We start from the raw sequence: 25,755 nt of genomic DNA, 5'->3' as shown, positions 1-25,755 counted from the left end.
ACGGCCACTATCCGGTGTGCATGGCCAAGACCCAGTACAGTTTCTCCACCGACCCTGCCCTCAAGGGCGCTCCGGAGGGCCACGAGGTGCAGGTGCGCGAACTGCGCCTGTCCGCGGGCGCCGAGTTCGTGGTGGCCATTTGCGGCGACATGATGACCATGCCGGGCCTGCCCAAAACGCCGGCCGCCGAGAGCATCCACATCAACGCCCAAGGCCAGGTAGAGGGTCTTTTCTGAGGGTGCGCCGCATCCATCAGTCGTCGCGGTTAGCTCCGAACGCGCCCGCGAGGCCGTCTCGATGGAACAGACCGCCGACTTCCTCGTGGTCGGGGCCGTAGAACTGGCCGAAGATGCTGTTGCCTCGTGGAGGGAGGAATCCGTCCACGCCGAAGTATCCTTGGCCGTGGTTGTGCAGGACGTTGCCTGCGCCGAAGTTCCCGCTCTCCAATGTCAGATTCTCCCATGTCAGGTTTCCGATTCGTGCCCCCGTGTCTTCACGTGTGATGCTTGTGAATGCGACGTCAACCAGTGCGTCCCCGGATACACCGGGATGGGAAACCGTTACTGTGGCGTCTCCCCTGACGAAGGCTCCATCATCCTCGGAAGATGACGTGACGACACCGGCCATGGCCCCCGACCACGTGCCGCTCACCGAAACGGCTGGGTTCGTGGGTTGCGTGTTTCCCATGTACCAGGTTCTGTAGCTGAAATCGGCGTACCGGACGTTGTGCAGCGCCTCGACGAGGAAGAAGCTGTGGCGCATCCAGCCGCCCAGTGTCCGGTGGTTGGTGAAGTGGTTTCCCGTGCCGGAACTGTGCGATTTTGTTGCCAGCGACACGTCGTGACGTCGTTCGAGGAAATCGAAACCCGAGAAATCGAGCGGCCCGTGAACAGTGGACCGATGGTCGACGTGAATCGCGTCATGAACGGGACAACCTAATGCCTCACAAGTCGCGATGGCGCCGCCGAAGCTGGACAGCTCGGGAAGCCCGGCTTCTTGCGACAGTCTGTTCAGCGTGTCCTCGACTTCGGCCGCGGTCGGTGTCCCCGGACCGGTGGAGGGCCCGCCACCGCCAACGCTGACACCAACGCCGCCGCCACCAACGCCTCCACCGCCGCCGGCGCAGCCATACAGCGCCGCCAGAAAAACGACCGCTATCGCGATCGTCAACGGACGGCTTGCGCCGCCGGGCATCTTCGCCGGGTCCATCGTTAACCCTCTTCCCCCTCCATCAGACAGCTCTGGATGAACCTGTCGATGTCGCCGTCGAGGACGGCGTCGGCGTTGCCGACTTCCAGGTTCGTGCGGTGGTCCTTGACCATGCGGTAGGGGTGCAGGACGTAGGAGCGGATCTGGCTGCCCCAGGCGATGTCCTTCTTGGCCTTGGCGTAGCTGTCCATCATCTCACGCTGCTTCTCCAGCTCGAGCTCGTAGAGCCGGGAGCGCAGGATGCGCATGGCCATGGCCTTGTTCTTGTGCTGCGAGCGCTCGTTCTGGCATGCGACGACGACGTTGGTGGGGAGGTGGGTGATGCGTACCGCGGAGTCGGTCTTGTTGACGTGCTGGCCGCCGGCGCCGCTGGCGCGGTAGGTGTCGATGCGCAGGTCGGACTCGTTGATCTCCACGTCGATGGTGTCGTCGATCTCGGGGTAGACGAAGACCGAGGCGAACGAGGTATGGCGCCGGGAGTTGGCGTCGAAGGGGGAGATGCGCACCAGCCGGTGAATGCCGGCCTCGCACTTCATGTAGCCGTAGGCGTAGTCGCCGGCGATGGTGAAGGTGACGCGCTTGAGGCCGGCTTCCTCGCCCGGCTGATACTCCATGATCCCGGTCTTGTAGCCGCGCCGGTCGCTCCAGCGGAGGTACATGCGCAGCAGCATCTCGGCCCAGTCCTGGGACTCGGTGCCGCCGGCGCCGGGATGAAGAGTGACGATGGCGTCGCGGCGGTCGTCGGTGCCGCCGAGGAGCCGGCGCAGCTCCATCTCGGCCAGGCTGTCGGTGACTTCGCGGAGACGGGTTTCGGTTTCTTCCAGGGCCTCGGCGTCGTTCTCTTCCTCGGCCAGTTCCAGGAAGAAGCGCGCCTCCTCGATGCTGGACTGGCACTTGCCGTAGTCGTCCACGGCTTCGCGTAGCAGGGACTGTTCCTTGAGGATCTCCTGGGCCTTGTCGGCGTCGTTCCAGAAGTCGGGCTTGGCGGTGAGGGTTACGAGTTCGTCGATGCGCTTCTGCTTGGCTTCGACGTCAAAGGCGCCTCCGCAGCAGGCTGAGCTTGTCCTCGAGATGGGTGAGTTGTTCACGTGCTTCGTCAAACATGGTGGGCTCCTGCGACCATTGGTTCCGCAAGGGTCGTTTGGACGGTGTTGATGCTCAATATAGCGGATGTTGCGCGAAGGGCAAAAACGGCGTCAGCGCGCACCGGCCTTCAACTCTCTCCGCAGACGCCGCTCCAGTGCGCGCATCTCGCGTTCGTCCTCCGGCGAGCGCTCGTGGTCGTAGCCCAGATTGTGCAGGATGCCGTGGATGAGCAGCACTTCCATCTCGTCTTCCAGGGAGCGGCGCCGCTGCCGTGCCTGGCGCGCGGCCTTCTCCACGGAGATGATGACGTCGCCGATGAGCCGAGGGCCGGAGGGCAAGCGCTCGTCCACCGGGAAGGAGAGCACGTCGGTGGGCTCGTCGCGCGAGCGGTAGCGTCCGTTCAGGTCGCGGATCTCGCCGTCGCCCACCAGCGCCACGCTCAGTTCGCAGTCGTCCTGGTCCAGCAGCCGCAGGATGCGGCGCGCCTTGGCCTTGAATCCGCGTATGGGGACGCGGCGCGCCGGCCCTCGGCGCACGACGTCGACGGTGATGACACCCTCGGTCATTCTGGTGGATGAAGATGCGCTCCCGCGGTGGCCGGCTACGCCGTCGCTGGCCAAGTGATCCCCGGTAGCCCTACTCGTCACCGGCGTCGCGCTCGTACGCGGTGATGATGTCCTGCACCAGGCGGTGCCGGGCCACGTCCTTCTCGGTGAAGGTGATGAAGCGGATGCCCTCCACCCCGCGCAGGATGCGCCAGGCCTCCTTGAGGCCGGAGAGCCGGCCGGCGGGCAGGTCGATCTGGGTGACGTCGCCGGTGATGACCGCCTTGGAGCCGTAGCCCAGCCGGGTGAGGAACATCTTCATCTGCTCCGGGGTGGTGTTCTGTCCCTCGTCGAGGATGACGAAGGAATCGTTGAGGGTGCGGCCGCGCATGAAAGCCAGGGGCGCCACCTCGATGCTGCCCCGCTCCAGCAGGCGCCGTGCCTTGTCGAAGTCCACCATGTCGTGCATGGCGTCGTACAGCGGCCGCAGGTAGGGGTTCACCTTTTCGGCGAGGTCGCCGGGCAAAAAGCCGAGCCGTTCCCCGGCCTCCACGGCCGGGCGCGTGAGGATGATGCGCGCGTAGTTGTTCTTCATCAGCTCGGACACGGCCATGGCCATGGCCAGGTAGGTCTTGCCGGTGCCCGCCGGGCCGATGCCGAAGACGATGTCGTGGCGCCGGATGGCGTCGATGTAGGCCTTCTGGGCGACGCTCTTGGGGGTGATGGTGCGCTTGTGCGACGAGATGTAGATGGTGTCGAGAAAGATCTCCTGCAGCTTGGCCCGGGCGTTGCTGCTGAGGATGCGGATGGCGTAGTCCACGTCGCTGCCGTACACGGGGTAGCCCTGCTCCAGCAGCCCGTAGAGCTGGCGCATGACCTCCTGCGCCAGCTCCGCGTCGGGCGGATCGCCGGCGATCTCCATCTCGGTGCCGCGCACCCGGAACTTGACGCCCAGCGCCCGCTGCACGATCTTCAGGTGCTCGTCCTGGTTGCCCAGAAGCTCGCGGAAGAGCCGCTGGTCGTTGAACGCCAGGTGCGGCACCGTCAGCATGCTCTCGACAGTGGCTTGACTCAATCGGTACCTCCCATGAACCGCACGAGGATCTCCCGGCTCCGGGAGCGGTTGTCGAAATCTGCTCGTGTGAAGGTGACGACGTTCATCAAGAAAGCTGGATCAAGAAATCCCGGACACGATCTCCCGGGCCAGACGCAGCGCCTCGTCGGTCTTCTGCGGCTGCTTCCCGCCCGCCTGGGCGAAGTCCGCGCGGCCGCCGCCGCCCCCGCCCACGGCGGGCGCCACCTGCTTGATGATGTTCCCCGCGTGATAGCGTCCGTCGAGCCCGCCGCCGGCCCCCGCCGCCAGCATCACGTTCTTCTCGCCGGGGCAGGCGAGGAACACGAAGGCGTCCGGCATCTGCTGGCGGAGCTGGTCCACGGTCTCCCGGAGCTGCCTGGCGTCCATTCCCTCGACCTTCTCGATGATGAAGCTCGCGCCCGCGGCGTTCTTCCGGGCCTTGGCGAGCAGATCGGGGACCCGGTTCTGCCCGAGCTGGCCCTTCAACTCGGCCACCTGCCGTTCCAGCTCCTTCTGCCGCTCCAGCAGGCGCCGCACCTTCTCCACGGCGTCCTCGTTGGTGCTGCGCAGCAGTCCGGTGACCTCGGCCAGCACCGCGTCGTAGGCGCGCATCACGTCGAAGGCGGTGGCGCCGGTGACGGCCTCGATGCGCCGCACGCCGGCGGACACGCCGCCCTCGGAGCTCAGCCGGAAGAGCCCGATGTCGCCGGCCTGGTGGATGTGGGTGCCGCCGCACAGCTCGGTGGAGAAGTCGCCGATGCGCACCACGCGCACGCGGTCGCCGTACTTGTCGCCGAAGAACGCCATGGCGCCGGCGCGGATGGCGTCGTCGTAGTCCATCTCCTCGGTGGAGACGCCGCCGTTCTCCCGCACGCGCTCGTTCACTTCGCGCTCGATGCGTTCGAGTATCTCCGGGTCCACGGGTCCGTCGTGGGTGAAGTCGAAGCGCAGTCGGTCGGGCGCTACCAGCGAGCCGGCCTGGCGCACGTTCGCTCCGAGATGCTCGCGCAGCACCGCGTGCAGGATGTGGGTAGCGGAGTGGTTGAGCATGGCGCGCTCGCGCCGCGCGCCGTCCACCGCCAGTTCCACCTCGTCACCGGCCGCCACCCGGCCACTGACGACCTTGCCCCGATGCACCGACACCTCGGGCGTCGGGTGCCACGTGTCCAGCACTTCGACGGTGTCGCCCCGAGCCGTGCGGATGAGGCCCCGATCCCCCACCTGCCCGCCGGACTCGGCATAGAACGGGGTCTCGGCGACGATGATCTCCACCTCGTCGCCCTCGTGTGCCTCCTCCGCCGGGGCGTCGCCGCGATAGAGGCTGGTCACGCGTGACTCGTGTTCGAGGCGGTCGTAGCCCAGAAACCGGCTGGAGGGGAGCCCGTCGGTGACGTTCAGGCTGTCGCCGTGGGCGGCGGTGTCCCGGGCCGCCCGCCCCCGCGTCCGCTGCTCCTCCATCAACCGTTCGAACCCTTCGTGGTCGACCGCGATGCCTTCGCCCCGCAGGATGTCCTCGGTGAGGTCCACGGGGAACCCGTAGGTGTCGTACAAGCGAAAGGCCACGTCCCCGGACAGCGACTTCCCGCCGGACTTGCGCAGCTCGGTCAGCGAGTCCTCCAGAAGCACCAGTCCCTTGTCCAGGGTCTCGGCGAAGCGCCCTTCCTCGGCCCGGATGGTCCCCACGATGCGTTCCGCCTCTGACCGCAGTTCGGGGTACGCTTCACCCAGGACCCCGGCCACGGGCTCCACCAAGCGGAACAGGAACGGCTCCTCGAAGCCCAGGAGGCGCCCGTGGCGCGCCGCCCGCCGGAGCAGCCGGCGCAGCACGTAGCCGCGGCCGTCGTTGCTCGGCAGCACGCCGTCGGCGATGAGGGAGCTGACCGCGCGGGCGTGGTCGGCGATGACGCGGAAGGAGACGTCCCCGTCGGCGCTGTCGCCGTAGGCCTTGCCCGCCAGTTCCTCGGTGGCGCTGATGATGTCGCGGAACAGGTCCACGTCGTAGTTGGAGAAGACGCCCTGGAGCACCGCCGTGATGCGCTCGAGCCCCATGCCCGTGTCCACGTGCTTGGCCGGCAGTTCGTGCAGCTCCCCGGCGGCGTCCCGGTTGTACTGGATGAACACCAGGTTCCACAGCTCGATGTAGCGCGCGCAGCCGGCGTTCACGGCGCACGCTTGGCCACCCCCGCACATTAGGTCGCAGGCCTCGGCGCCCCGGTCCAGGTGGATCTCGCTGCACGGCCCGCACGGTCCGGTGTCGCCCATCTCCCAAAAGTTGTCCTTCTCGTCAAAACGCTGCACGCGCTCCGGCGGCAGGCCGCTGATGCGGTGCCACAGGGCTTCCGCCTCGTCGTCGTCGCGGAACACCGTGGCGTAGAGCTTGTCCTTGGGCAGCCCCCATTCGCGGGTCAGCAGGTCCCAGGCCCACTCGATGGCCTCCTCCTTGTAGTAGTCGCCGAAGGACCAGTTACCGAGCATCTCGAAGAAGGTGTGGTGGTAGGTGTCCCGGCCCACCGCCTCCAGGTCGTTGTGCTTGCCGCTGATGCGCAGGCACTTCTGGGCGCTGGCGGCGCGCTTGAACGCGGGCCGCTCCACCCCCAGGAAGATGTTCTTGAACTGGACCATCCCCGCGTTGGTGAAGAGCAGGGTGGGGTCCTGTTGCGGCACCAGAGACGAGCTCTGCACCACCGTGTGGGTCTTGTCCTTGAAGAAGTCGAGGAAGCTGTCGCGAATCGCTTTGCCGGACGTCATGACGCCTTTTGATAGCATTCCCGCGCGCGCGAAGGCAATGTCAAATGCCGCGTGGCGGGGGTTCCGGGCATGCCGCCCATGGTCATTCGGCGCCGTTGGCGGCCTCCTGCGCCGGGCGCTTGAGACCCGCCTTGGCGCGTATCAGCTCGGCCAACTGGTCGGCGATGTCCGTGTGCTCGCGCAGGAACTGCTTGACGTTCTCGCGTCCCTGGCCGATGCGGTCGCCCTCGAACGAGTACCACGCGCCACTCTTGGCGAGGATGCCCATGTCGGCGCCGATGTCCACCAGCTCCCCTTCCCGGGAGATGCCGGTGCCGTAGAGGATGTCGAACTCGGCCTCGCGGAACGGCGGCGCCATCTTGTTCTTCACCACCTTCACGCGCGTGCGTCCGCCGATGATCGAGTCCGCGTCCTTGAGCGCTCCGGTGCGGCGGATCTCCATGCGCAGCGAGGAGTAGAACTTGAGCGCGTTGCCGCCGGTGGTGGTCTCGGGGTTGCCGAACATGACGCCGATCTTCATGCGGATCTGGTTGATGAAGATCACCACCGAGTGGGAGCGGGAGATGGTGCCGGTGAGCTTGCGCAGCGCCTGGGACATGAGCCGGGCCTGGAGGCCCATGTGCGAATCGCCCATCTCGCCCTCGATCTCGGCCCGCGGCACCAGCGCCGCCACCGAGTCGATGACGAGCACGTCGATGGCCCCGCTCCGCACCAGCGTCTCGGCGATCTCCAGGGCCTGCTCGCCGTGGTCGGGCTGGGAGATCAGCAACTCGTCGGTCTTGACGCCGAGCTTCTGCGCATAGCCCAGGTCGAGGGCGTGCTCGGCGTCCACGAACGCCACCATGCCGCCCTGCCGTTGCGCCTCCGCCAGGACGTGCAGCGCCAGCGTGGTCTTGCCGGAGGACTCGGGGCCGTAGATCTCCACCACCCGGCCGCGCGGCACGCCGCCCACGCCGAGGGCGATGTCGAGGCCGATGGAGCCGGTGGAGATGGTCGGGATGTCGCGTGGCTGTGCGCCCTCCCCCAGCTTCATGATCGCCCCTTTGCCGAACTGTCTCTCGATCTGGCTCACCGCCAGCTCGATGGCCTTTTCCTTGTTTGCGTCCATGGTTCTCCTCGATCGGTTTGTAACTTGGTTTAGTGTGGTGTCCGGCTGTTTGCCCCGGCCGAACCGTTTCCGCCGGGCTTCAACGGAAAGATCCCCAGCGGAGAATAGATGGCGCCGCCCGGCCGGAGCGTGCTGCGGAAGAGCGTCACCTCGCCAACCGGGACGTGCCCAAACTCGTGGTCCCGCCAACGCGCCAGCGCTTGGCGCAAACGCGGGTCCCGCGGCGCGGGGTGCCGCCAGCGTCCTACGGTCACGTGCGGCCGGAACGGGGTCGCCGACGGCGCGACGCCGAAAGGCGCCAACGCCCGGTCCACGCCACAGGCCAACGCCGTCAGTGCCGGCGCGTCCAGCCCGATCCAAAGGACGCGCGGGCGGGCGGCATCCGGGAAGACTCCCAGGCCGCGCGCCGTGGCCACGAACCCCTCTGTGTCGGACAGGGCCTCGCGCAAGGCCGAGCCGATGGCGGCAACACGCGTTTCTTCAATGTCGCCCAGGAACTTCAGCGTCAGGTGCAGGTTTTCTTCCGGCACCCAGCGAACCGAACCGCCTTCGAAACCGGGTCGCACGGTGGTCCAGGCCCGGACTACCGCCGCCCCGACGGGGACGCCAACGAACGCGCGCAAGGTCCTTACACTATCTTTTTCGGCGGGCGGAGAGATTTCTTTAGCCGCCGTGCTCATGAAGGTCGCGGCGTGGGCGCCGTCGCGCTCTTGTGTCCGTTTTCGAGACGCTCGAAGAAGAGATGCCTGGTACCCTTGAAGATTTCAAGCAACAAGGGGTCGAGCTGGCGTTCCACCGGGATGTTGGCGCGCAACGGGTCCACGTACCGGTTGTCCTGCCACATCTCGTAATGCAGGTGCGGACCGGTGCACAGCCCGGAACAACCCACGTATCCGATGGTCTGTCCCTTTTGCACGGACACGCCGCGCCGGATGCCGGGTCCGTAACGCCTCAAGTGCGCGTAACGGGTCTTCATCGCGCCGCCGTGACTGATCTCCACCAGCCGTCCGTAGCCCCCCTTCCAGCCCCTGTAGGTGATGCGGCCGTCGGCCGCGGCCCGGATCGGGGTGCCGGTTCGCGCGGCGAAGTCCACGCCGTAATGCGGCCGCCGTACCTTGAGCACAGGGTGGAAGCGGCTCGCCGAGAAACGCGAGCTGATGCGCCTGAACTCGACCGGATAGCGTAGAAAGGACCGCGACACCGAGCGCCCGTTGGCATCGTAATAATGTCCCTTGCCAACCGCGTCCTCGAAGTAGACGGCCGTATGAGTGCGCCCCGCGTTGACGACTTCCGCGGCCAGTATCTGGATCCGATCGGCTTCGGGGTGGCCGGCGCGGTACTTTCTGCGGTAGAGCACGCGGTAGCTGTCGCCCGGCTGAATATCTCTCTGGAAGTTGACGTCCCACCCGAGGATGTCCACCATGCGGGAGATGACGGCCAGGTCCGCGCCCGCCTTCTGGGCCTGTTGGTAGAGCGACCCGTTGCGGATTACCCCGCTGATGGCCCGCACTTCTTGCTGGTAAGGGACTTCGTCCTTGTAGAACCGGATACCGTCTTCGTTGCGGTACCAAGTCAGGCGCAGGTCGGAGCGAAGCGCGATCTGGAGGGCCTGGAGGTGTCCGGCCCCGTTTCCGTTGGATGTGTGGTTGCCGTTTCCATTGGACTCCTGTGCGCCGTTGCCGGGCGTCTTGAAGTAGAAGTTGATGTCGCTGCCGGTCCGCAGCCGGCGCACGGCCCGATGCCGGCTGAGGCTCGTGAGCCACAGACGCCGTTCCCGTTCGTCATCTTCATAGCGCCGCAGCACGCCCCACAGGTGTTCGCCCTTTTTCAGTTTGTGCGTCACCTGCTCCGTGTTTTCCAGCGAAGGTGGAGGCAGGCTGCCGTTGGATTTGTCGTCGGATGGCGGGACGTACTCCAGCAAGCCGTTCCGCTGCTTGATCCGGGCCAGTGCATATTCCGACAGGAAGGCGTCTTCGCGTGGCGGAGGGTCCGCTCCGTTGGCGACGGAAGGCACCCCTGTCGGGCTTCCTTGCCCGCGCCCTGGTACCGGTCCCCTGCCGAACCGGACCACTTTTCCGACCCGTTCCCAACTCAGGTTGCGGCCCTTCTTCACCTCCAGCTCGATGGCTTTCAGTCCGGCGCCGCGGCGTCTCGTGGAAGCCGCTTCGAGATACAGGTGCAGTCGCTGGCCCGGTTTGAGACGGGTGACGGGATACTGCCGGTCCACGGCCTCGAACCACTCTTCGGCTTCCTTGCCGGAAATCCCGAGACGCCTGAAAATCCGCCCAAGGGTCTGGCCCCTGCGGATCGTGCGGGTGACCTTGTCCAAGGGCTCGAACGACCGGATGGGCGGGGACGGTTCGGACGCGGACACGGGTGATTTGGAGGCGGTCGGTTGGGTTGCGGCCGTCCGTTCCGGCGCCTTGGCGGGCTTGGCTTTCACGGCGGGCTTGGGCGCCGCCACGAGGTCGCCCGGCACTATCGGGTGATTCCTGCCGCGGTAGACGATTCGCCCGTCTGCCCATTGCCACGTCAGCAGGTCGCCGCGTCGCGATTCGATCTGCAAGGCCCGCAAGTCGCGCCCGCCGCCGTCGCCGGAAGCCGTCCCGACGAAGTAGAGAACGATCTTGCGGCCCGGATACAACCGTTTCAGCGAGTACGTTTTGCCGATGGCCTTGATCCAGGGCTGCTGCGCGTTCACGGAAACTCCATGGCGCCGCAGCACACGGCCGAGGGTCTGGCCCTTGCGCAGCACATGGGTCACCGGCTTCACGGCAGGCTCGCCGGCCGTGGATGCCGTGGCCGGCGACGGAGCCCGGGCCGGCTCGGCTTCCGGCTTGGGCGAGGTTTGTGCCGTGGCGTGTTCGGCGGGCTTTTCGTCCGGCGAAGGCGGCTCGGGCGCGGCCACCATCGGGCGCGGGTCCTTTTCCCTGTGGTAGACGAGTTCGCCGCCCTTGTACTCCCAGGACACGCGTCCCAGACCGGCTCGTTCAATGCTCAGGGCGGTCAACCTTCCGAGATCCGACGAACCCCAGGAGGAAGTGAAGTAGAAGTGGACCGTGTCCCCTTCCTTAAGAACGTTGTTCACGCCCAGTTCCTTCGCCACCGCGAAATGCCAGCGATAGCGCGCCTCCTCGGGTACGCCGAGATCCGTCAACAGTCTGGGCAGAGTGTCGCCGCCGGCGACGAGCTTGGTGATGCGTTGTTCGCGGAGGGTGGTTGCGTCCGGAGCTGTCTTCTGGGCGAGTTCGAACGTGTTGCCGGCCTGTGCCGCGAACCCCACGGCCAGTGTGACGGCGGCAATGGCCAGGGCGTGACGGCACCATCGCCCGATGCGGGGTTTGCCCGAGGACGGAGGAAGCGTAGCGGAGGTGAGAACAGGATCGATCACGTGAGAGTCACTGTTCCTATAATACCCTGCCATACCCTGCCAGAAAACCGAAACAATAGGTCCAATCGCGCCGGGGCGTCAAGCGCATGAGCGGGTTATCGCACGCTAGTCCAGCCCACGGTTCGCCCTCCGGTAGCCCAGGGCGTCCTGGGCGATGATCAGCTTGTGGACGTTCGAGGAACCCTCCACGATCTGGTACGACTTGGCGTCGCGCAGGTAGCGTTCCACCGGGAACTCCGTCGAGTATCCGTACGCGCCCAGGATCTTGAACGCGCCGTCGGCGGCGTGCGCGGCGGCCTCCGCCGCGGCGTATTTCGCCATGGACACTTCCAGGTTGTTGGGCTGCCCGCGGTCCGCCAGGTGGGCCGCCCGGTACACCAGGAGGCGCGCCGCCTCCTCCTCCACGATCATTTGGGCGAGGCTGTCCTGGATCATCTGGAAACGGCCGATGGGCTGGCCAAACTGTTGACGCTGGTTGGCATAGGCGACCGCTGCCTCGCGCGCCGCGCGCGCCACGCCGAGGGCCCCGGCGGCGCAGCTCAGGCGCGTCTGGTTGAGCTGCCACATGCACATGGCGAAACCCTGGCCCTCGGCGCCGATGCGCTGATCGGCCGGCACCCGCACCTCGTCGAACTCCAGAGTCCCCGTGGGGGATGCCAGCGCCCCCATCTTGTCCAGGGTGGCGCGCCGGACCCCCGCGCCGTCCAGCTCCACCATGAAGGCGGAAAGGCCGCGGTGCCGCGCGTCCCGATCCGTCGCGGCGTAGACCAGCCCCCAGTCGGCGACGGGTGCGTTGGAGATCCAGGTCTTGGTGCCGCTGAGCACGTAGCCGCCGTCCGTGCGCTTGGCCCGGGTGGACATGGAGGCGACGTCCGAGCCGGAATCGGGCTCGGTGATGGCGAAACAGCCCACCCGCGATCCATCCACCAAGCCCGGGACCCAGCGGCGCTTCTGTTCCTCGGTGCCGAACCGGGCCAGCGTCACCGCGGGGGCGAGCTGGGTGTTGATGTGCACCCGCACCGAGCTGTGCACCCGCGCGATCTCCTCGGTGAGCAGCACCATGGCCAGATAGCCCAGGCCCGAGCCCCCGCAGTTCTCCGGAACCACGCAGCCAAAGAACCCCAACTGCCCCATCTTCTCGAAGATGTCCCGGCGAAAGCGGTGGTCCCGGTCGTCCGCGGCCGCCGTGGGGGCGATTTCCTTTTCCGCGAATTCGCGCCCCAGCTCCCTGACCGCGAGCAGTTCCTCCGAGAGGTCGAAATCCATGGTTCCTCCACGGGGGCAGCCCCGCGACCCCTTATTATGCCCTCCCGAGCACTTCCCGCGCAATGATGAGCCTCTGGATCTCCGAAGTTCCTTCGTAGATGCGCAGCGCCCGGATGTCGCGGTACAGCCGTTCCATGATGCTGCCTTCCACCAAGCCGCGGCCGCCGTGGATCTGCAGGGATTCGTCCACGATGCGCTGGGCCGCCTCCGTGGCGAACAGCTTGGCCATGGAGGATATCCGCGCCAGGTCGGCGGCGCCTTCATCGTGGGCACGGGCCGCCTGGTAGACCAGCAGACGCGCGGCCTCCAGCTCGGTGGCCATGTCCGCGATCTTGAACCGGATGGCCTGGAAGCGCGCCAGGGGGCGGCCGAACTGGCGCCGTTCACGGGCGTGGCGCAGGGCCTCGGTCAGCGCCCGGGCGGCCATGCCGCAGGCGGCGGCGCCGACGCTGCAGCGAAGCGCCTCCAGGGTCGTCAGGGCGATCTCCAGGCCCTTGCCCGGCTCGCCGAGGAGTTGGCTCTCGGGAATGCGGCAGCGGGCGAAGGACACGGTGCCGATGGGATGCGGCGAGATCAGGGCGACGCGCTCCGTCACCGCCACTCCCGGCGTATCGGCCTCCACCACGAACGCGCTGAGGCCCTTTCCCTTGCGTGCCGGATGGGTGCTGCCGAAGACGATGTAGAGATGGGCCAGGCCGGCGTTGGAGATGAGGCTCTTGATGCCGTCGAGCACGTAGACCCCGCCGCGGCGGCGGGCGCGCAGTCTGGCCGAGCCCGGGTCCGAGCCCGCATCCGGCTCGGTGAGCGCAAAGGCGCCGACATCCGTGCCCGCCGCCAGCCGCGGCAGATACGCCTGCCGCTGGGCGGGCGTCCCGGCTGCCGCCAACGGGTAGGCGGCCAGGGCCTGTACGGCGAACAGGGTATCCGCCAGCGGCGACACGGCCGCCAACGCCTCGCGGATGACGCACAGGTCACGCGCCTGGACGCTCCGGCGCGCGCCGCCGGACCCCCGTGGCGCCACGTAGCGGAAGACTCCGCGGCGGGCGAGCGAGCGGAAAACCGCCAGCGCCGCCTCGTCGTCGGCGGCCGCATCGATGCCGCCCAGTTCGTCCTGCGCCCACGCAGCCATTGCGCGTTGCAGTCGAAGCTGCGGCGCGGGCAGCGACACTAGTCCTCGCCTCCCTGGTTGAATCGCGGTGTCTCCCGCGCCATGAACGCGCGGAACCCCTCGTGGAAGTCGGCCGTCTGCATGCAATGGGCCTGGGTCATGGCCTCCATTTCCAGGGCCGCGTCAAGGCTCATCCCCGCTTCCAGGTCCAGCAACTTCTTGGTCACCCCGATGGCGTAACGCGGTCCCTCCTGCAGCCGTCGGGCCAGGCCCCGCGCCTCCGGGATCAGGTCGTCATGCGGCACCACCCTGTTGGCCAGGCCGATGCGGTATGCCTCCGCGGCATCCACGCGGTCGCCCAGGGACAGCAGCTCCATGGCGCGCCCCAAGCCGACGATGCGCGGCAGCAGGTGGATGGCGCCCATGTCCGACCCGGCCAGGCCCACCTTGACGAACAGGAACGACAGGCTGGCCCGGTCCGAAAGGAGCCGGAAGTCGCTCGCCAGGGCGAGGGCCGCGCCGGCGCCGGCGGCCACGCCGTTGACCGCGGCGATGATGGGCTTCTCCAGGCGGCGCATGTTGCGCACCACGTCACAGGTCAGCCGTGTGAAACGGTAGAGCCCGGCGCCGTCCAGCTTGAGCAGCTCGCCGATGATGTCGTCGACGCTGCCGCCGGAGCAGAAGCCCTTGCCGGCGCCGGTCAGGACCAGCACGTGCACGCGCGGGTCGTCCGCCAGCGAGCCGGTGAGCGCGGCCAACTCTTCGTACGTACGGAAAGTAAGGGCGTTGAGTTGAGCCGGATTGTTGAGACGGACAGTGGCCACGCCGTCGTCGAGAGCATAGTCGAAACTGTCATACGTCATGCTACCGTCCTGTCCCGGCCCGCGTCATCCCATGAAGGCGCCGCCGTCGACGTTGATACCCTGTCCGGTGACGGCGTCGCCGGCCGGGCTCGCCAGCAGCACCGCCAGGTCCGCCACCTCTTCCGGGGCGATCAGCCGCCCTTGCGGCGATGTCCCGGCGAACCGTTCCAGCACCGCCGGCGCGCGCCCGCCGATGCGCGCGGCCATGCGCCGGGCGTTGTCGCGCGTGAGCTCCGTGTCCGCGTAGCCCGGGCAGATGGCGTTCACGGTCACGCCCTTCCGCGCCGTTTCCAGGGCCATGACCCGCGTCAGCCCCAGCACCGCGTGCTTGGACGCGGTGTATGCCGCGGTGTGGGGATACGCGGTCTTGGCGGTGGTCGACGCGATGTTGATGATGCGCCCCCACCCGGCCTCGATCATGGGCTCCATGAAGCGCTTGCAGCAGTAGTAGGTGCCCATGAAGTTCACCCGCAGCACCTCTTCCAGGAGCGAGTCCTCCATTTCCAGGAAGCTCGCCGCCGGAGCGATGCCGGCGCTGTTGACGAGGATCTGCACGACTCCCGCCCGGCGCGCTCTCCTCCCGAGGGCGTCGACGTCCGTCGGGGAACCGACGTCACACGCCACCGGAATGGCTTCGCGTTCGTGCGCGCGCACCTCGGCCGCCACCCGCTCCAGGGGCCCCGGGCGTCGCCCCGTCAGCACCAGCCGGCACCCCTCCCGTGCCAGCGCCAAGGCCACGCTCCGGCCGATGCCGCTTCCCGCGCCGGTGACCAGCGCGATCTTGTCAACCAGTGAGTCCAATGAACCAGCCACGAATCTATCAGACATCGCGTACACGACACCAACGTCGAGCCCTCCCCTTGGGAGCCCGGCCCATCGCACGCCGGCGACAGGCGCGGGGGCCGTCTCCGTGGTACGGGATTTGCGTAATTGTTTGTTTAATTTCCGGTTTGCTTTTTCTCCCGGCACCGGGGAATATCCGTTTCCCTGCGAAAAGGGCGAATGACGGTCCGGTGGACGGCGCCGTCCTCTTGTCGAAGGGGCGGAGGCTGATATAAGAGATGGCCTTGGCTCGATAGGAAATGAAGCATCGGCGCGGAGGGACGCGCCGCAAGGAGGTCGCTATGGGACGCCGCAAGAACTCCATCACGGCACTGGCGATGGGGGCGTTCGTTCTCTTGTCGACGGCGCCGGCCGCCCTGGGTCAAGAATCGCCGCTGCCGGTGCTCACGCTGCAAGAGGCGGAAAGCGTCGCCCGCGAGAACCATCCGGCAATCCGTGCGGCCAACCAACGGGTCCGGGTGCAGGAGGCCATGCTGAAGCGCGCCGAGGCCGCGTTCTACCCCACGGCGGGCGTGCGCGGCTCCTATGAGAACAGGCCCACGGTGGAAGGCCCCAACGCGGAGGAGAACCTCTTCAACACCACCGGCCAGGTGAACTGGCTCGTGAGCGACTTCGGCCGGCGGGAGGGCACGGTCCGGCGGGAACAGGAAACGCTGGAAGCCCGCCGTTTCTCCGAGCGCACCTCGGTGGATGACATCGTCTTGAACGTGCGCCGGGCCTTCTTCGACTACCTGCGGGCCGAGGCGCTGGTGCGGGTGGAGCAGGACACGGTCAAGGACCGCGAGACCCTGGTGCGCCAGGCCCGGGGCTTCTTCGAAGTGGGCACGCGACCCAAGATCGATGTGGCGCGCGCCGAGGCGAGCCTTTTCGCGGCCCAGGCCGGACTCATCGGAGCCCAGAACGGCGTCAGGATCGCGTGGGCGCGCCTCAAGAGCGCCATGGGCGTCACACGGTTCGCGGAGCGACAGGTGGCGTCCGAAGTCAATGTCCAGGCGCCGACCCTGTCACTGGACGAGGCGGTGAAGACGGCGCTGGAATCGCGCGGGGAGATCATGGAGTTCCAGTCGCGCCTGAAGGCCCAGCAGGAGGCCATCGACGTGGTCAAGCTGGGGCGCATGCCGCGCGTGCGCGTGGACGGGCAATACGGCCGCCGCTGGCACAATGACGAGAACGTCGTCAACTCTTCGTTGACCCTGGAGTTTCCCCTGTTCGCCGGGTTGACTCTCAAGCCCGAGATCGAGCGCGCGGTCAGCGATTATGCCGTGGTCAGGGCGCAACTGGAGGAGCTGCGGCAGCGCATCGCCCTGGAAGTGGAGGAGAGCTTTCTGAACCTGGTGGAGGCGGGCGAACGGATCAAGGCCAACGAGGCGCAGACCCGGTCGGCCAAGGAAAACCTCGACCTGGCCAACGGCCGTTACCAGGTGGGCGTCGGTTCCATCATCGAGATCACCGAAGCGCAGGTCATCAACACCCGCGCCCAGACGGACTACATCCGTTCCATCTATGACCACAAGGTGGCCGAGGCCCGCCTGGCCCGCGCCATGGGGAGGGGCGAGGCCTTCAGCCCGTAGGAGCAGGGGCGACCCGCGGTGGTCAGGCCCTCCGGATGATGGAGGGCGGACCCAACATCACCCGGAGGGCCTGACCACCGCGGGTCCCGTTGCATGGAAAGTTACGGGACGTTCGGTGATGCGGGGGGAGGCGGCAGTTCGCCCGAGGTGTCGATTCCCTCGCTCCCGAGTTGCCGGTCGATTCCCTCCAGGAGCCCGGATCGGGGTTTGTCGGGCGCGCGCTCCTGTTTTGGCGGCTTGGGCGTGGCCGAGAAGAGAGCGGGGTCGGCGGCCGGCGCTTGAGGCGTGTCGCCGGGCGCCGCGGGCGCGCCTAGCTGCTTGTCGACAGCCCCCAGCACCTCGGCCGGGTCGCTGGGCTTCGGACCGGTGTCCTTCTCCTCGGGCGGAAGGCTGGCGATCGGGGGCTTGGGCGCGTCTTCCCGCGAACCTCCACGGGTCCCCAACGTCTCATCGACGCTCTTGACCACCGCCGTGGCGGCAGCCGCCTCGGCCGCGCTTGCCTTCGCCGGCGGTTCGGGTTCGTCACGGGAGGATGAGAACGGATTGAGGAAGCTGAAAAACCCCTTCTCCTCCTCTTCGGGCGGGAGGTCCCCGGCAGCCGGCTCCGTGCCGGTGGAAGCCTGCTGCCCGGCGCTCCCGGCGGGTTGCCGGGCGCCGGGGTCAGGGGACTCTTGCTCGCCCCTCCGCCAGGAAAACGGGTTCAGGTAGCTGTACCATTTCCTTTGCGTCGCGGCTTCGTAGTCGTAGCCTTCCTTGGTGACGAACCGGGTGGGTTCCGAGGACTTCGCCGCGGATGTCGCGGTGTCGCCGCCCGACGAGGGACGGCTCCCCGTCCCGTCCCGTCCCGTTTCCGGCAAGCTGGCGAGAGAAACCCGTGCCGTGGAAGCGGCAGGCGTGTCGGAATAATCCCGCAGCACTTTCTCGAAGCGCTCGCGCGCCGCTTGGTAGCGTTCGTCCTCCAGGTAATAGGTTCCGATGTAGAGTTCGCGTTCCGCGAGATGGACTCGGGTTTGCGCCAACTGCTTGCGCGCGTCGGGAACGTGGTTCGAGTCCGGGTGATCCCGGATCACCGATTCGAAGTACCGTCTGGCTTCCCCGACCTTCTCCAGGTCCCGGTCGACTCCGGTGAACTGCTCCAGGTTGACCCGGCCGAGCTGATACTTGACGAAGTGGGCGTGTTGCCCCGTGGGCTGGAAGGTCAGGTAGTTCTTGTACGTTTCCTCGGCCAGCGCGTACTCCTCGTTCCGGTAATAGGCCTCGGCGATCTTCAGTTCGGCGTCCTCGGCTTCCTTGCTGAAGGGGTACTCGTCCCGGAGCTTCTGGAAGAAGGAGATGGAGCGCGCGAACCGGCCTCTCTCGAAGTAGTCGATGCCGTCCTTGTAGAGAGCTTCCGCCGTGGGAGTGTTCTCCGAGCGCGGCTTGGAGCGGAACACGTCCGCGACCGCGCCGGTCAGGTCCGTCAGCTTGGGGATTCTCGGGCGCTCTCCCGTGGGCGAGGCACAACCGCTCAGGGCCAGCGCGGCCAGGAGCGCGACAATAACGCTTCTCGGATGATACCGTTCGTGCATGTGGGCGGCCTTCGGCAACAGGATGAAAAAACTCTACACGGTCCCCAGGCCGCCTTCAAGGCATTCCGGGGCTTGACGAAACTCCGGGGCATGGACTTCCGGCACCGGTCGCCGCCGCTGTGATCGCTCGGTGGTTCAATCCTGCCCGCGCGTCTTCCGCCGTTGCCGCGATTCCTCGAAATCGACGCAAGAGCCGTCCGGCGTCAGCACCGCGCCGTAGACCTCGACGGCCGCCCGCGCGGAGATGAACCCGTTGCGCAGGTCCTCGTCCACCCGTTCCAGGTCGCGCTCTTCCGGCGGACCGTAGCCGCCCCCGCCGCCGCCGTGGTGGACGGAGACCGTCCCCGGTGGGATGTCGGGGATGATCTCCATGGCGTGGGCGCCGCGGCGCTCGCCATGGGGGAACTGGAACTCCACCCGGTTCAACGTCCCGCCGCCGCCCCCCAGCACGCCCGGCGACGGTTCCATGGTGCCGTCGCCGTGGGTGGAGCCGCTGGTCTCCTCGCCGTAGTAGCGCACGCGGGTACGGGTCCCCAGCCCGCCGCGCCACCGCCCCGGACCGGCGGAGTCGGTGACGTACTCGTGTTCCACGAGGTGCACCGGGTTCTGCACTTCAAACGCCTCGTAGTCCTGGGCAAGCACGTTGCCCCCGCGGCTGGTTGTAGCCGTCCACCCCGTGGGTGGCGCCGCCTCCCTCGTAGGTGAGGAAGAAGATGTCATGGAAACCGCGTCCGTTGCGTGGGTCCTTCCCGGTCATACGGTAGGACAGGCGCCGGCCCCATGGCGCGGTGATGCGGTCGGGAAGGGCTTCGCGCAGCGCCAGCATGATGGCCTCGCCGGTGTGCTGGCACAGCTTGTTACCCATGAACGTGGCCGCCGGATAGCTTGCATTGAGGATCGATCCCTCGGGGGCATGGATTTCGACGGCGCGCACGAGCCCGTGGTTGTGCAGCACCTCGGGGCTCAGCAGGTAGAGCAGCGTGGTCAGGGTCGCCGCCGTCGTGGAGGTCAGGGACGCGTTGGTGAAGGTCGGGGTCTGTGGATCCGTGCCCGAGTAGTCGAAGGCGACGGCGTCCCCCCGGATGGTCACCCTTACGGCGATCCGGGAGGTCGAGGGCCGGCCGGGCTCGTCCTGGTAAATGGTGCTCTCGCCGAAGTACTCGCCGTCGGGCAGGGCCGCGATCTCGGCCCGCACCCGGCGCTCGGTCATGTCGTAGAGGCGCTCGACGTTGGCGGCAAAGGCTCCGGCCCGGTCCGATTCCATCAGGGCGAGCAGGCGTTTCTCTCCCAGGTTGCAGCTCCCCAGTTGCGCCCGGGCATCGGCCTCGACGATCTCGCGCAGGCGGACGTTGGCGAAGATCAGCTCCCACACGTCGCGCCGGAGCCGGCCCTTCTCCCACAGCTTGACCGGCGGGATGCGCAGCGCCTCCTGGTGCACCTCCACCGCCTCGGGGTTGCAGGTCCCCTTGACCGCCCCGCCGATGTCCGCCCAGTGGCCCCGGCACGCGGTCCACGCCGCCAGCCTGCCGTCCGCGAACACGGGCTTGTAGAATCCCACGTCCGCGTGCTGCAGGTTGGCGCACCAGACGTCGTTGTGGATGAACACATCGCCGTCATGAATGTCGTCCCCGAAGAAGTCCATCAGGTAGCCGCAGCCCGGATACAGCGAGAAGGCTATGAGCGGCAGGTGCTCGTCCTGCTCCAGCATCCGGCCCCGGGAATCCAGGAAACCCAGCGCGAAGTCGCCGTTGTTGATCAGCGGCGAGCGGCTGCTGCGGTACAGCGCCTGCGCCATCTCGTGGGTGAGGGACTTGACCCGCCGTTGGAAAACCACCGTCCGGGCCGACTGGTCGAGGTCGAGGGCCATGGTCAACGTCCCTTCTGCCGGGTCAGGACGAAGCTCCCAACTTCGTCCAGGCGTACGTCGAACGCCGACGGCACGACGAGGGTCGTCTGCGCCAGCTCCACGATGGCCGGCCCCTCCAGCCGGCAACCGCCGCCCATGAGGTCTCCCCGGTACACCGAAAACTCCCGGAAGTCCATCTTCCCCGGGCAGTAGGCCCGCCGCGCACCGGCGGGCGCAGGCATCGCGGTCCCGGCCGTCCGCACTCGCGGAAGATCCGGCGGAGATCCGCGGGCGACGCAGCGGACGCGCAGGTTGACCACCTCCAGCACTTCTTCCGGAAGAGCGTAGCCGAACAGCCGATCGTGCAGTGCGTCAAAGCGCGCGTGCAGTTCGTCGATCCGCAGACAACCGGCGAGACCGGCGTCCACGGGCAGGTTGAGCTCGTGGATCTGGCGCAGGTAACGGAGGTCGGCCGAGTACCGCACTTGCACCTCCTCCGGGCGCGCTCCCTCCGACACCAGCGTGCGGCGTCCCTCCTCCGCCATGGCGGCGAACAGCGCCCGCCAGCGTTCCGGGTCCAGTTGCTCGCCGGACGCGAAGTAGCTGCGCACCAGGTCGTGCTTGAGGTCGGCGAACAGCATGCCCACGGCGCACAGGACGCCGGACTGACGCGGCACGATCACCTCCCGAACGCCCAGTTCCACGGCCACCGCGGCCGCGTGCACCGGCCCGGCGCCGCCGCCCACGACCATGGGCATGGCCTCGGGATCGAGGCCGTGGTCCACGATCATGTCGCGGATCCCGGCCGCCATGCCGGCGTTGACGACTTCGAAAGCGCCCACCGCGGCCGCCTCCAGGGATATGGCCAGAGGCTCCGCCAGGTGTTCCCGGACGGCCCGCTCCGCGGCCTCCCGCGAGAGCCGCATGCGGCCGCCGAGAAAGTAGTCCGGGTCGAGGTAGCCCAGGAGCAGGTCCACGTCCGTGCAGGTGGGCAGCGTCCCGCCCTTGCCGTAGCATGCCGGCCCGGGCGCCGCCCCCGCGCTCCGGGGGCCTACCTGGAGTCCTCCGCCCGCGTCGACCCGGGCGATGCTGCCGCCGCCCGCGCCGAGGGTGCGGATGTCGATCATCGGGAGCGCCGTGGCATAGCGTCCCACGCGCCCGTCGGTCACTTCCCGGGGCTCGCCGCCCGACGCCAGCGAGATGTCCAGGCTGGTGCCGCCCATGTCGATGACCGCGCAGTGGGAGGCTCCCGCAGCGCCGGCGTACACTCTTGCGGCCACGGGCGCGGCCGCCGGGCCGGACAGGAGCGCGGCCGCGGCCCGCGGCATGATCGCGTCCGGCGTCATGAGCCCGGCCGCGGAGTTCATGACGAGCAATTGCCCGGCGAATCCCGCGTCCGCGAGGCGCCCGGCGAGCGCCAACAGGTACGATTTCAACAGCGGCCCCACGTAGCTGTTCAGCACCGCAGTGCTTACGCGGCTGTAGTAGCCCATGCGAGGCAGCAACTCCGACGAGACGGTCAGGTACACGCCCGGCAGCGTTTCGCGCAGCCGCGCCGCGACTGCCTGCTCGTGCGCGTCGTTGGCGTAGGCGTGCATGAGACACACGGCCACGGCCTCGACCCCGTGCGCCTTCAGCGTCCCGGCGGCTTCCTCCACTAAACCGGTGTCCAGCTCCGAGAGGACGTCCCCGTTCCAGTCCACCCGCTCGTCGACGGGCAGCCTCAGGTAGCGCGGCACCAGCGGGGGCGGAGCTTCGTACTTGTTGTCGAGAGGCTCCTCCTTGATCCCCCTGCGCATCTCGAGGGCGTCGCGAGTGCCCTTGGTGGTCAGCAGGCCGGTGCGGCAGCCGGTGCCGGTGAGGACAGCATTGGTGGCCACGGTGGTGCCGTGGACCACCAGATCCGTGCGTCCCAGGAAAGCGGCCACGTCGGTGCCATGCTGCGCCGCCAGATCCCCGATGCCGCGCATGATGGAGCCGGCAAGATCGGTCGGCTCGGCTGGAACCTTGTGCACCGCCATTTCGCCGGCCGCGTCGCAGAGGGCGAAGTCGATGAAGGTGCCGCCAACATCCACGCCAACTAGATACCGACCTTGTGAATCACTCATAAATGGTTGATATCATGGCGTTAATTTAGAATCAATACTACAGAGCGCCAAGTCGGATTGCCATTACCGTAAGCATACTGTAAGCGGATTCATTCTTGTCCGTGCGCGCTGCAGCGCGGCTGTGTCGCTCTGTGCATGGACGCATGGACGTTCCGCCGTAATCCCAAATCCGTCCGCCCGTGGAGACAGCGTGTGACCCTGATCGGATACGGGCTGGAGGATATCACCAGTTCAGGGTACCGTGCCAGTGCTTGGTGAGGAGGCGCAGCCAGACGACCATCCTCGGTTTGGCGTACAGCTTTAAGCGTGTCGTAGCAGCCGAAGCCCGGGGTGATTCCGACAAGGGTCCGACCCGGAGATCAGTAGACGACGCCGGTGTAGTGAGAAGTTCGACGAAGGTCTCGATCAGAACGGGGACGGTGTTGTAGCGATGGGCCCAGTCGATGGGGAGGCGTCGGCGTATGATGGCGAGGAGATGGGAACTGCGGTTGGGGATTTAATCCAGATCCCGTTGGTGCGTGCCGAAGTCCCCAACGAGGAGCGCAGTGCGGCGGGCGGCGACAACATGCCCGGCGCGAACCGGGCTGCTCCATCGAGTGGCAGTGTGACTGAAAGTATCCGGTGATCGCGGCAACTAAAGCCCTGGCTCGCCTAGGACGACAATCTCACCGGCTGACCTTCAGGTCCGTGGCCATTTCGTCTCCCCTTTCTCCCTGCTCACCTCGTAACGCTAGCGCAGGAGAGCGGCGTCCACGGTTTCGCGTCCCGCCCGCGGTTTCTCCGATCTCGGCAGACGACGTAGACTGTTTGTAGAGGACCTATCAAGGAGCACAAAATGGAAAAGCTGCTTTGAATACTCCCACCCACGGGCGGCTAGTTTCAGGTGAATACCCTATCCACCCTATCTCTACAATCCGCATATACTGAACCGCCCCGGGTTTACCGGAGACGGAATTGTTTGAGTCAGGCCACCATGGCTGACTCCCGGTACTGCTGATAGTAGGCCTGTTCGAGTTCAGCCGGCGGCACGTAGCCGATCCCTTCCAGGAGTCGGCGGTGGTTGAACCAATCGACCCAATCGAGGGTGGCGAACTCGACCGCTTCGAGGTGACGCCAGAGGCCACGCTGACGAATCACCTCGGTCTTGTACAAGCCGACGATGGACTCGGCCAGGGCATTGTCGTAGGAATCCCCGACGCGACCCACCGACGGCTCAACCCCGGCCTCAGCCAAGCGCTCGGTGTAGCGGATCGACAGGTACTGGGCGCCACGGTCGCTGTGGTGCACCAGAGCGCCCTCAGCGCCCACCGTGCGGTCATAGAGCGCCTGCTCGAGGGCGTCCAGGGCAAGGTCTGTGTGCAATGACTCCGAGACGCGCCAGCCCACGATACGCCGGGCGTAGGCATCAACGACAAAGGCGACGTAGACGAACCCACGCCAGGTCGCCACGTAGGTGAGATCCGCCACCCACAACGCATTCGGCCGGCTCGCCTCGAACACCCGGCTCACTCGGTCCGCGGGCCGTGCGAGCCCGTTCGCTGCCACCGTCGTCTTCGACCTCCGACCCCGGACCACGCCACGAAGTCCCTGCTCGCCCATCAGCCGCGCCACCGTGCATCGAGCCACCGCAAGGCCCTCCCGGTTAAGCGCACGCCACACCTTGCGCACTCCGTACACCCCGAAGTTCTCATCCCACACCCGCTTGATCTCCGTCCGCAACTCCGTGTCACGCCGTGTTCGCGCCGGCCAACGAGCACGACCGGCCTCTCGCGCCTTGGACTCGTAGTAGGTCGAGGGGGCGATCGGCAACTCCTTGCAGATCGGCTCGACCCCGTATGCCCCTCGGTGCGCGTCGATGAACGACACCATTACGTCCCGCGGCGGTCGAGCTCCGCCTGGGCGAAAAAAGCCGCCGCCTTGCGCGATATCTCGTTCGCACGACGTAGCTCCCGGTTCTCCCGTTCCAGTGCCTTGAGCCGCTCACCCCCTTCGCTCTTCTGCCCCGGGCGCTCACCCGCTTCGCGCTCCGCCTGGCGCACCCACTTGCGCAACGTCTCCGCTGTGCAGCCAAGCTTCGACGCCACCGACACGATCGCCGCCCACTGCGATCCCGCCCGGTGCTCCATCACCATCCGTACCGCCCTCTCTCGGACCTCCGGAGAATACCTCGTTGACTTGTTCATGACCCCATCCTCTCAAAGTATAGAGTCTCCGGTAAACCCGGGGCGGTTCATACCTCTATTCCGTATTGTATTCGTCTTCTTCCTCCTCCCGTTGATCCAAGACATAGGCTCTGGCATAAGGGTCGAAGGTCGTACCCTTGCAAGGGAACCCTCTTTTTCCGTGCAAGACTCTACCAAAAAACCTTTTCACTGCACCGTTGGCCGTCGCCGTCTCGCCGAAATGCTCATGCTTGTCGCCCACGCCCCTACCACCTGACAGATCGAAGCAGACAAGGCGTTTAGACTTTGATCTCGGTCTTTCGTTCGTACTGCCGAGACGGTCTGGATTCAACGCACGCGACCACGTAAGAATATCGTCATCATCATTGATTGTTGCGTAGACCTGTTTTGCGTTTTTCAACTTGTTAATCCATTGCCGATGGCCTTTGCGGTTTACATCCGGTGCGTTCAACACAATGTTGTCAAACAGCCGTGTTTCTCTCTGAGAAATTGGATTGCGGATGTATTTCTCAAGCATGTAGCTTCCGAGACTGTGTGCCAACAAGTTCATGGAGATCTCTTGATAATTCCCGGCAATCGAACAGAGATTCTCAAGAATCTTGTCGAGCGCTGCAACTGAGATAGAAGCTACACGCCTCGCTCGGCGGTATTGGCCACCAATCCACACGGCTGGTTGCGACGGCCAGGAAAAGACAATCACACCGACCTTGTACAAATCCGATATTACATGGGCCTGTTCAATGCTTTCCTCGAAAGTCTTGTGAAATCCATGGATATGGAAGACGCAATCTTTGTTTTTATCCTTTAGCTTTTGAAGATACGCTGCGAAGGCCAAGGGAAGGCTGTCACTACAGCTGCCCTCCACTTCCCAGCCACTTGCGTTCTTCTCCACCAATACCAAGCTGAGCTTATGTGGTCCTTGTTCGTTTACATCGTTACCGAATTGCGCCCTGCCTTCAGCGTTGGTTACGATGATACGATTGGTAATCACAAGTATTTTCATGGTGCGAACCTCCTCTAGTGTTTCGCCTTTCCTTTGGCCGCCATTGCTAAGCTCCTGAGAGAACTCCAACCTACCCGATTCGGCGGGAAGCGGGCAATCGGGATAACCGAACGGGCGCCGGCTCCCGCCTTGCCTCGCAACCCGTCGGGCGACCCGCCCCGGTGCTCCAGCGGGGCGATGAGCGAGAGTCCGGCGGTGGGCGGGGGCGAGATCGGGCGGCCTGGGAGGGCGCCC

General features: G+C 66.6%; 18 protein-coding genes, 1 pseudogene and 1 other annotated feature. Of the genes and pseudogenes, 2 read left to right on the top strand and 17 right to left on the bottom strand.

What is annotated here, in order from left to right:
• Positions 1 to 236 (top strand): formate--tetrahydrofolate ligase (locus tag OXU42_00485; GenBank protein ID MDE0027868.1); only part of this gene is annotated, 236 nt, incomplete at its 5' end.
• 16 nt (positions 237 to 252) lie between these two features.
• Here the strand turns inward: OXU42_00485 and OXU42_00480 are convergent.
• From OXU42_00480 to OXU42_00425, 12 genes are all read right to left on the bottom strand, one after another.
• The gene (locus tag OXU42_00480; protein MDE0027867.1) at positions 253 to 1,209 is read right to left on the bottom strand and encodes a hypothetical protein; all 957 of its coding nucleotides are present in this window, start codon (positions 1,207 to 1,209) and stop codon (positions 253 to 255) included.
• Between the two features lie 2 nt (positions 1,210 to 1,211).
• Positions 1,212 to 2,313, bottom strand: a protein-coding gene (gene prfB, locus OXU42_00475) for a peptide chain release factor 2 (GenBank protein ID MDE0027866.1) whose coding sequence is annotated in 2 segments (ribosomal slippage) — positions 1,212 to 2,243 and positions 2,245 to 2,313 — 1,101 coding nt in all. Because the reading frame shifts where the segments join, the coding sequence is not laid out codon by codon here.
• Positions 2,314 to 2,405: 92 nt separating this feature from the next.
• Positions 2,406 to 2,861: an rRNA maturation RNase YbeY gene (gene ybeY, locus OXU42_00470; protein MDE0027865.1), complete on the bottom strand. Its 456-nt coding sequence runs from the start codon at positions 2,859 to 2,861 to the stop codon at positions 2,406 to 2,408.
• 70 nt (positions 2,862 to 2,931) lie between these two features.
• Positions 2,932 to 3,891, bottom strand: coding sequence for a PhoH family protein (locus OXU42_00465; protein MDE0027864.1), 960 nt, complete (start codon positions 3,889 to 3,891; stop codon positions 2,932 to 2,934).
• A gap of 123 nt (positions 3,892 to 4,014) precedes the next feature.
• Positions 4,015 to 6,663: an alanine--tRNA ligase gene (alaS, locus tag OXU42_00460; protein ID MDE0027863.1), complete on the bottom strand. Its 2,649-nt coding sequence runs from the start codon at positions 6,661 to 6,663 to the stop codon at positions 4,015 to 4,017.
• Positions 6,664 to 6,745: 82 nt separating this feature from the next.
• Positions 6,746 to 7,771, bottom strand: coding sequence for a recombinase RecA (recA, locus tag OXU42_00455; GenBank protein ID MDE0027862.1), 1,026 nt, complete (start codon positions 7,769 to 7,771; stop codon positions 6,746 to 6,748).
• A gap of 29 nt (positions 7,772 to 7,800) precedes the next feature.
• On the bottom strand, positions 7,801 to 8,451 hold the full coding sequence (gene thpR / locus OXU42_00450) for an RNA 2',3'-cyclic phosphodiesterase (protein ID MDE0027861.1): 651 nt from the start codon (positions 8,449 to 8,451) through the stop codon (positions 7,801 to 7,803).
• Complete coding sequence (locus tag OXU42_00445) at positions 8,448 to 11,162, bottom strand: peptidoglycan DD-metalloendopeptidase family protein (GenBank protein MDE0027860.1); 2,715 nt, start codon at positions 11,160 to 11,162, stop codon at positions 8,448 to 8,450. Before OXU42_00445 ends, thpR begins: the two co-directional genes overlap by 4 nt.
• A 105-nt stretch (positions 11,163 to 11,267) precedes the next feature.
• The gene (locus tag OXU42_00440) at positions 11,268 to 12,428 is read right to left on the bottom strand and encodes an acyl-CoA dehydrogenase family protein (protein ID MDE0027859.1); all 1,161 of its coding nucleotides are present in this window, start codon (positions 12,426 to 12,428) and stop codon (positions 11,268 to 11,270) included.
• Positions 12,429 to 12,462: 34 nt separating this feature from the next.
• A complete protein-coding gene (locus OXU42_00435) occupies positions 12,463 to 13,596 on the bottom strand; it encodes an acyl-CoA dehydrogenase family protein (GenBank protein ID MDE0027858.1) in 1,134 nt (377 codons plus the stop codon).
• Positions 13,596 to 14,399, bottom strand: a complete 804-nt coding sequence (locus OXU42_00430; protein ID MDE0027857.1) for an enoyl-CoA hydratase family protein — start codon at positions 14,397 to 14,399, stop codon at positions 13,596 to 13,598. The genes OXU42_00435 and OXU42_00430 overlap by 1 nt, the downstream gene beginning before the upstream one ends.
• Positions 14,400 to 14,423: 24 nt before the next feature.
• Positions 14,424 to 15,200 (bottom strand): SDR family NAD(P)-dependent oxidoreductase, encoded by a 777-nt coding sequence (locus OXU42_00425; GenBank protein MDE0027856.1) that lies wholly within the window; start codon positions 15,198 to 15,200, stop codon positions 14,424 to 14,426.
• 323 nt (positions 15,201 to 15,523) lie between these two features.
• Between OXU42_00425 and OXU42_00420 the strand changes: the two genes are divergently transcribed.
• Entirely contained in the window at positions 15,524 to 16,813 is a 1,290-nt protein-coding gene (locus tag OXU42_00420) for a TolC family protein (protein ID MDE0027855.1), read from the top strand.
• Between the two features lie 101 nt (positions 16,814 to 16,914).
• Here OXU42_00420 and bamD read toward each other — a convergent pair whose 3' ends face one another.
• The 5 genes and pseudogenes from bamD to OXU42_00395 form a co-directional block, all read right to left on the bottom strand.
• Positions 16,915 to 18,381, bottom strand: a complete 1,467-nt coding sequence (gene bamD / locus OXU42_00415; protein ID MDE0027854.1) for an outer membrane protein assembly factor BamD — start codon at positions 18,379 to 18,381, stop codon at positions 16,915 to 16,917.
• Between the two features lie 135 nt (positions 18,382 to 18,516).
• Positions 18,517 to 20,176 (bottom strand): annotated as a pseudogene (locus tag OXU42_00410) (hydantoinase B/oxoprolinase family protein).
• Between the two features lie 74 nt (positions 20,177 to 20,250).
• The gene (locus OXU42_00405; protein MDE0027853.1) at positions 20,251 to 22,302 is read right to left on the bottom strand and encodes a hydantoinase/oxoprolinase family protein; all 2,052 of its coding nucleotides are present in this window, start codon (positions 22,300 to 22,302) and stop codon (positions 20,251 to 20,253) included.
• Between the two features lie 996 nt (positions 22,303 to 23,298).
• A protein-coding gene (locus OXU42_00400; protein MDE0027852.1) for an IS3 family transposase occupies positions 23,299 to 24,518 on the bottom strand; the annotation gives its coding sequence in 2 pieces (ribosomal slippage) (positions 23,299 to 24,236 and positions 24,236 to 24,518; 1,221 coding nt in all).
• Positions 24,130 to 24,246 (bottom strand) — a sequence feature (AL1L pseudoknot). Its footprint overlaps the gene before it by 117 nt.
• A gap of 55 nt (positions 24,519 to 24,573) precedes the next feature.
• Positions 24,574 to 25,521, bottom strand: coding sequence for an alpha/beta hydrolase (locus OXU42_00395; GenBank protein MDE0027851.1), 948 nt, complete (start codon positions 25,519 to 25,521; stop codon positions 24,574 to 24,576).
• Between the last annotated feature and the right edge of the window lie 234 nt (positions 25,522 to 25,755).

The sequence above is a fragment of the Deltaproteobacteria bacterium genome (assembly GCA_028818775.1).
Lineage (GTDB): Bacteria > Desulfobacterota > Binatia > UBA9968 > JAJDTQ01 > JAJDTQ01.
The sequence above is the reverse complement of the archived record's forward strand: the minus strand, read 5'-3'. Positions and strand labels throughout refer to the sequence as shown.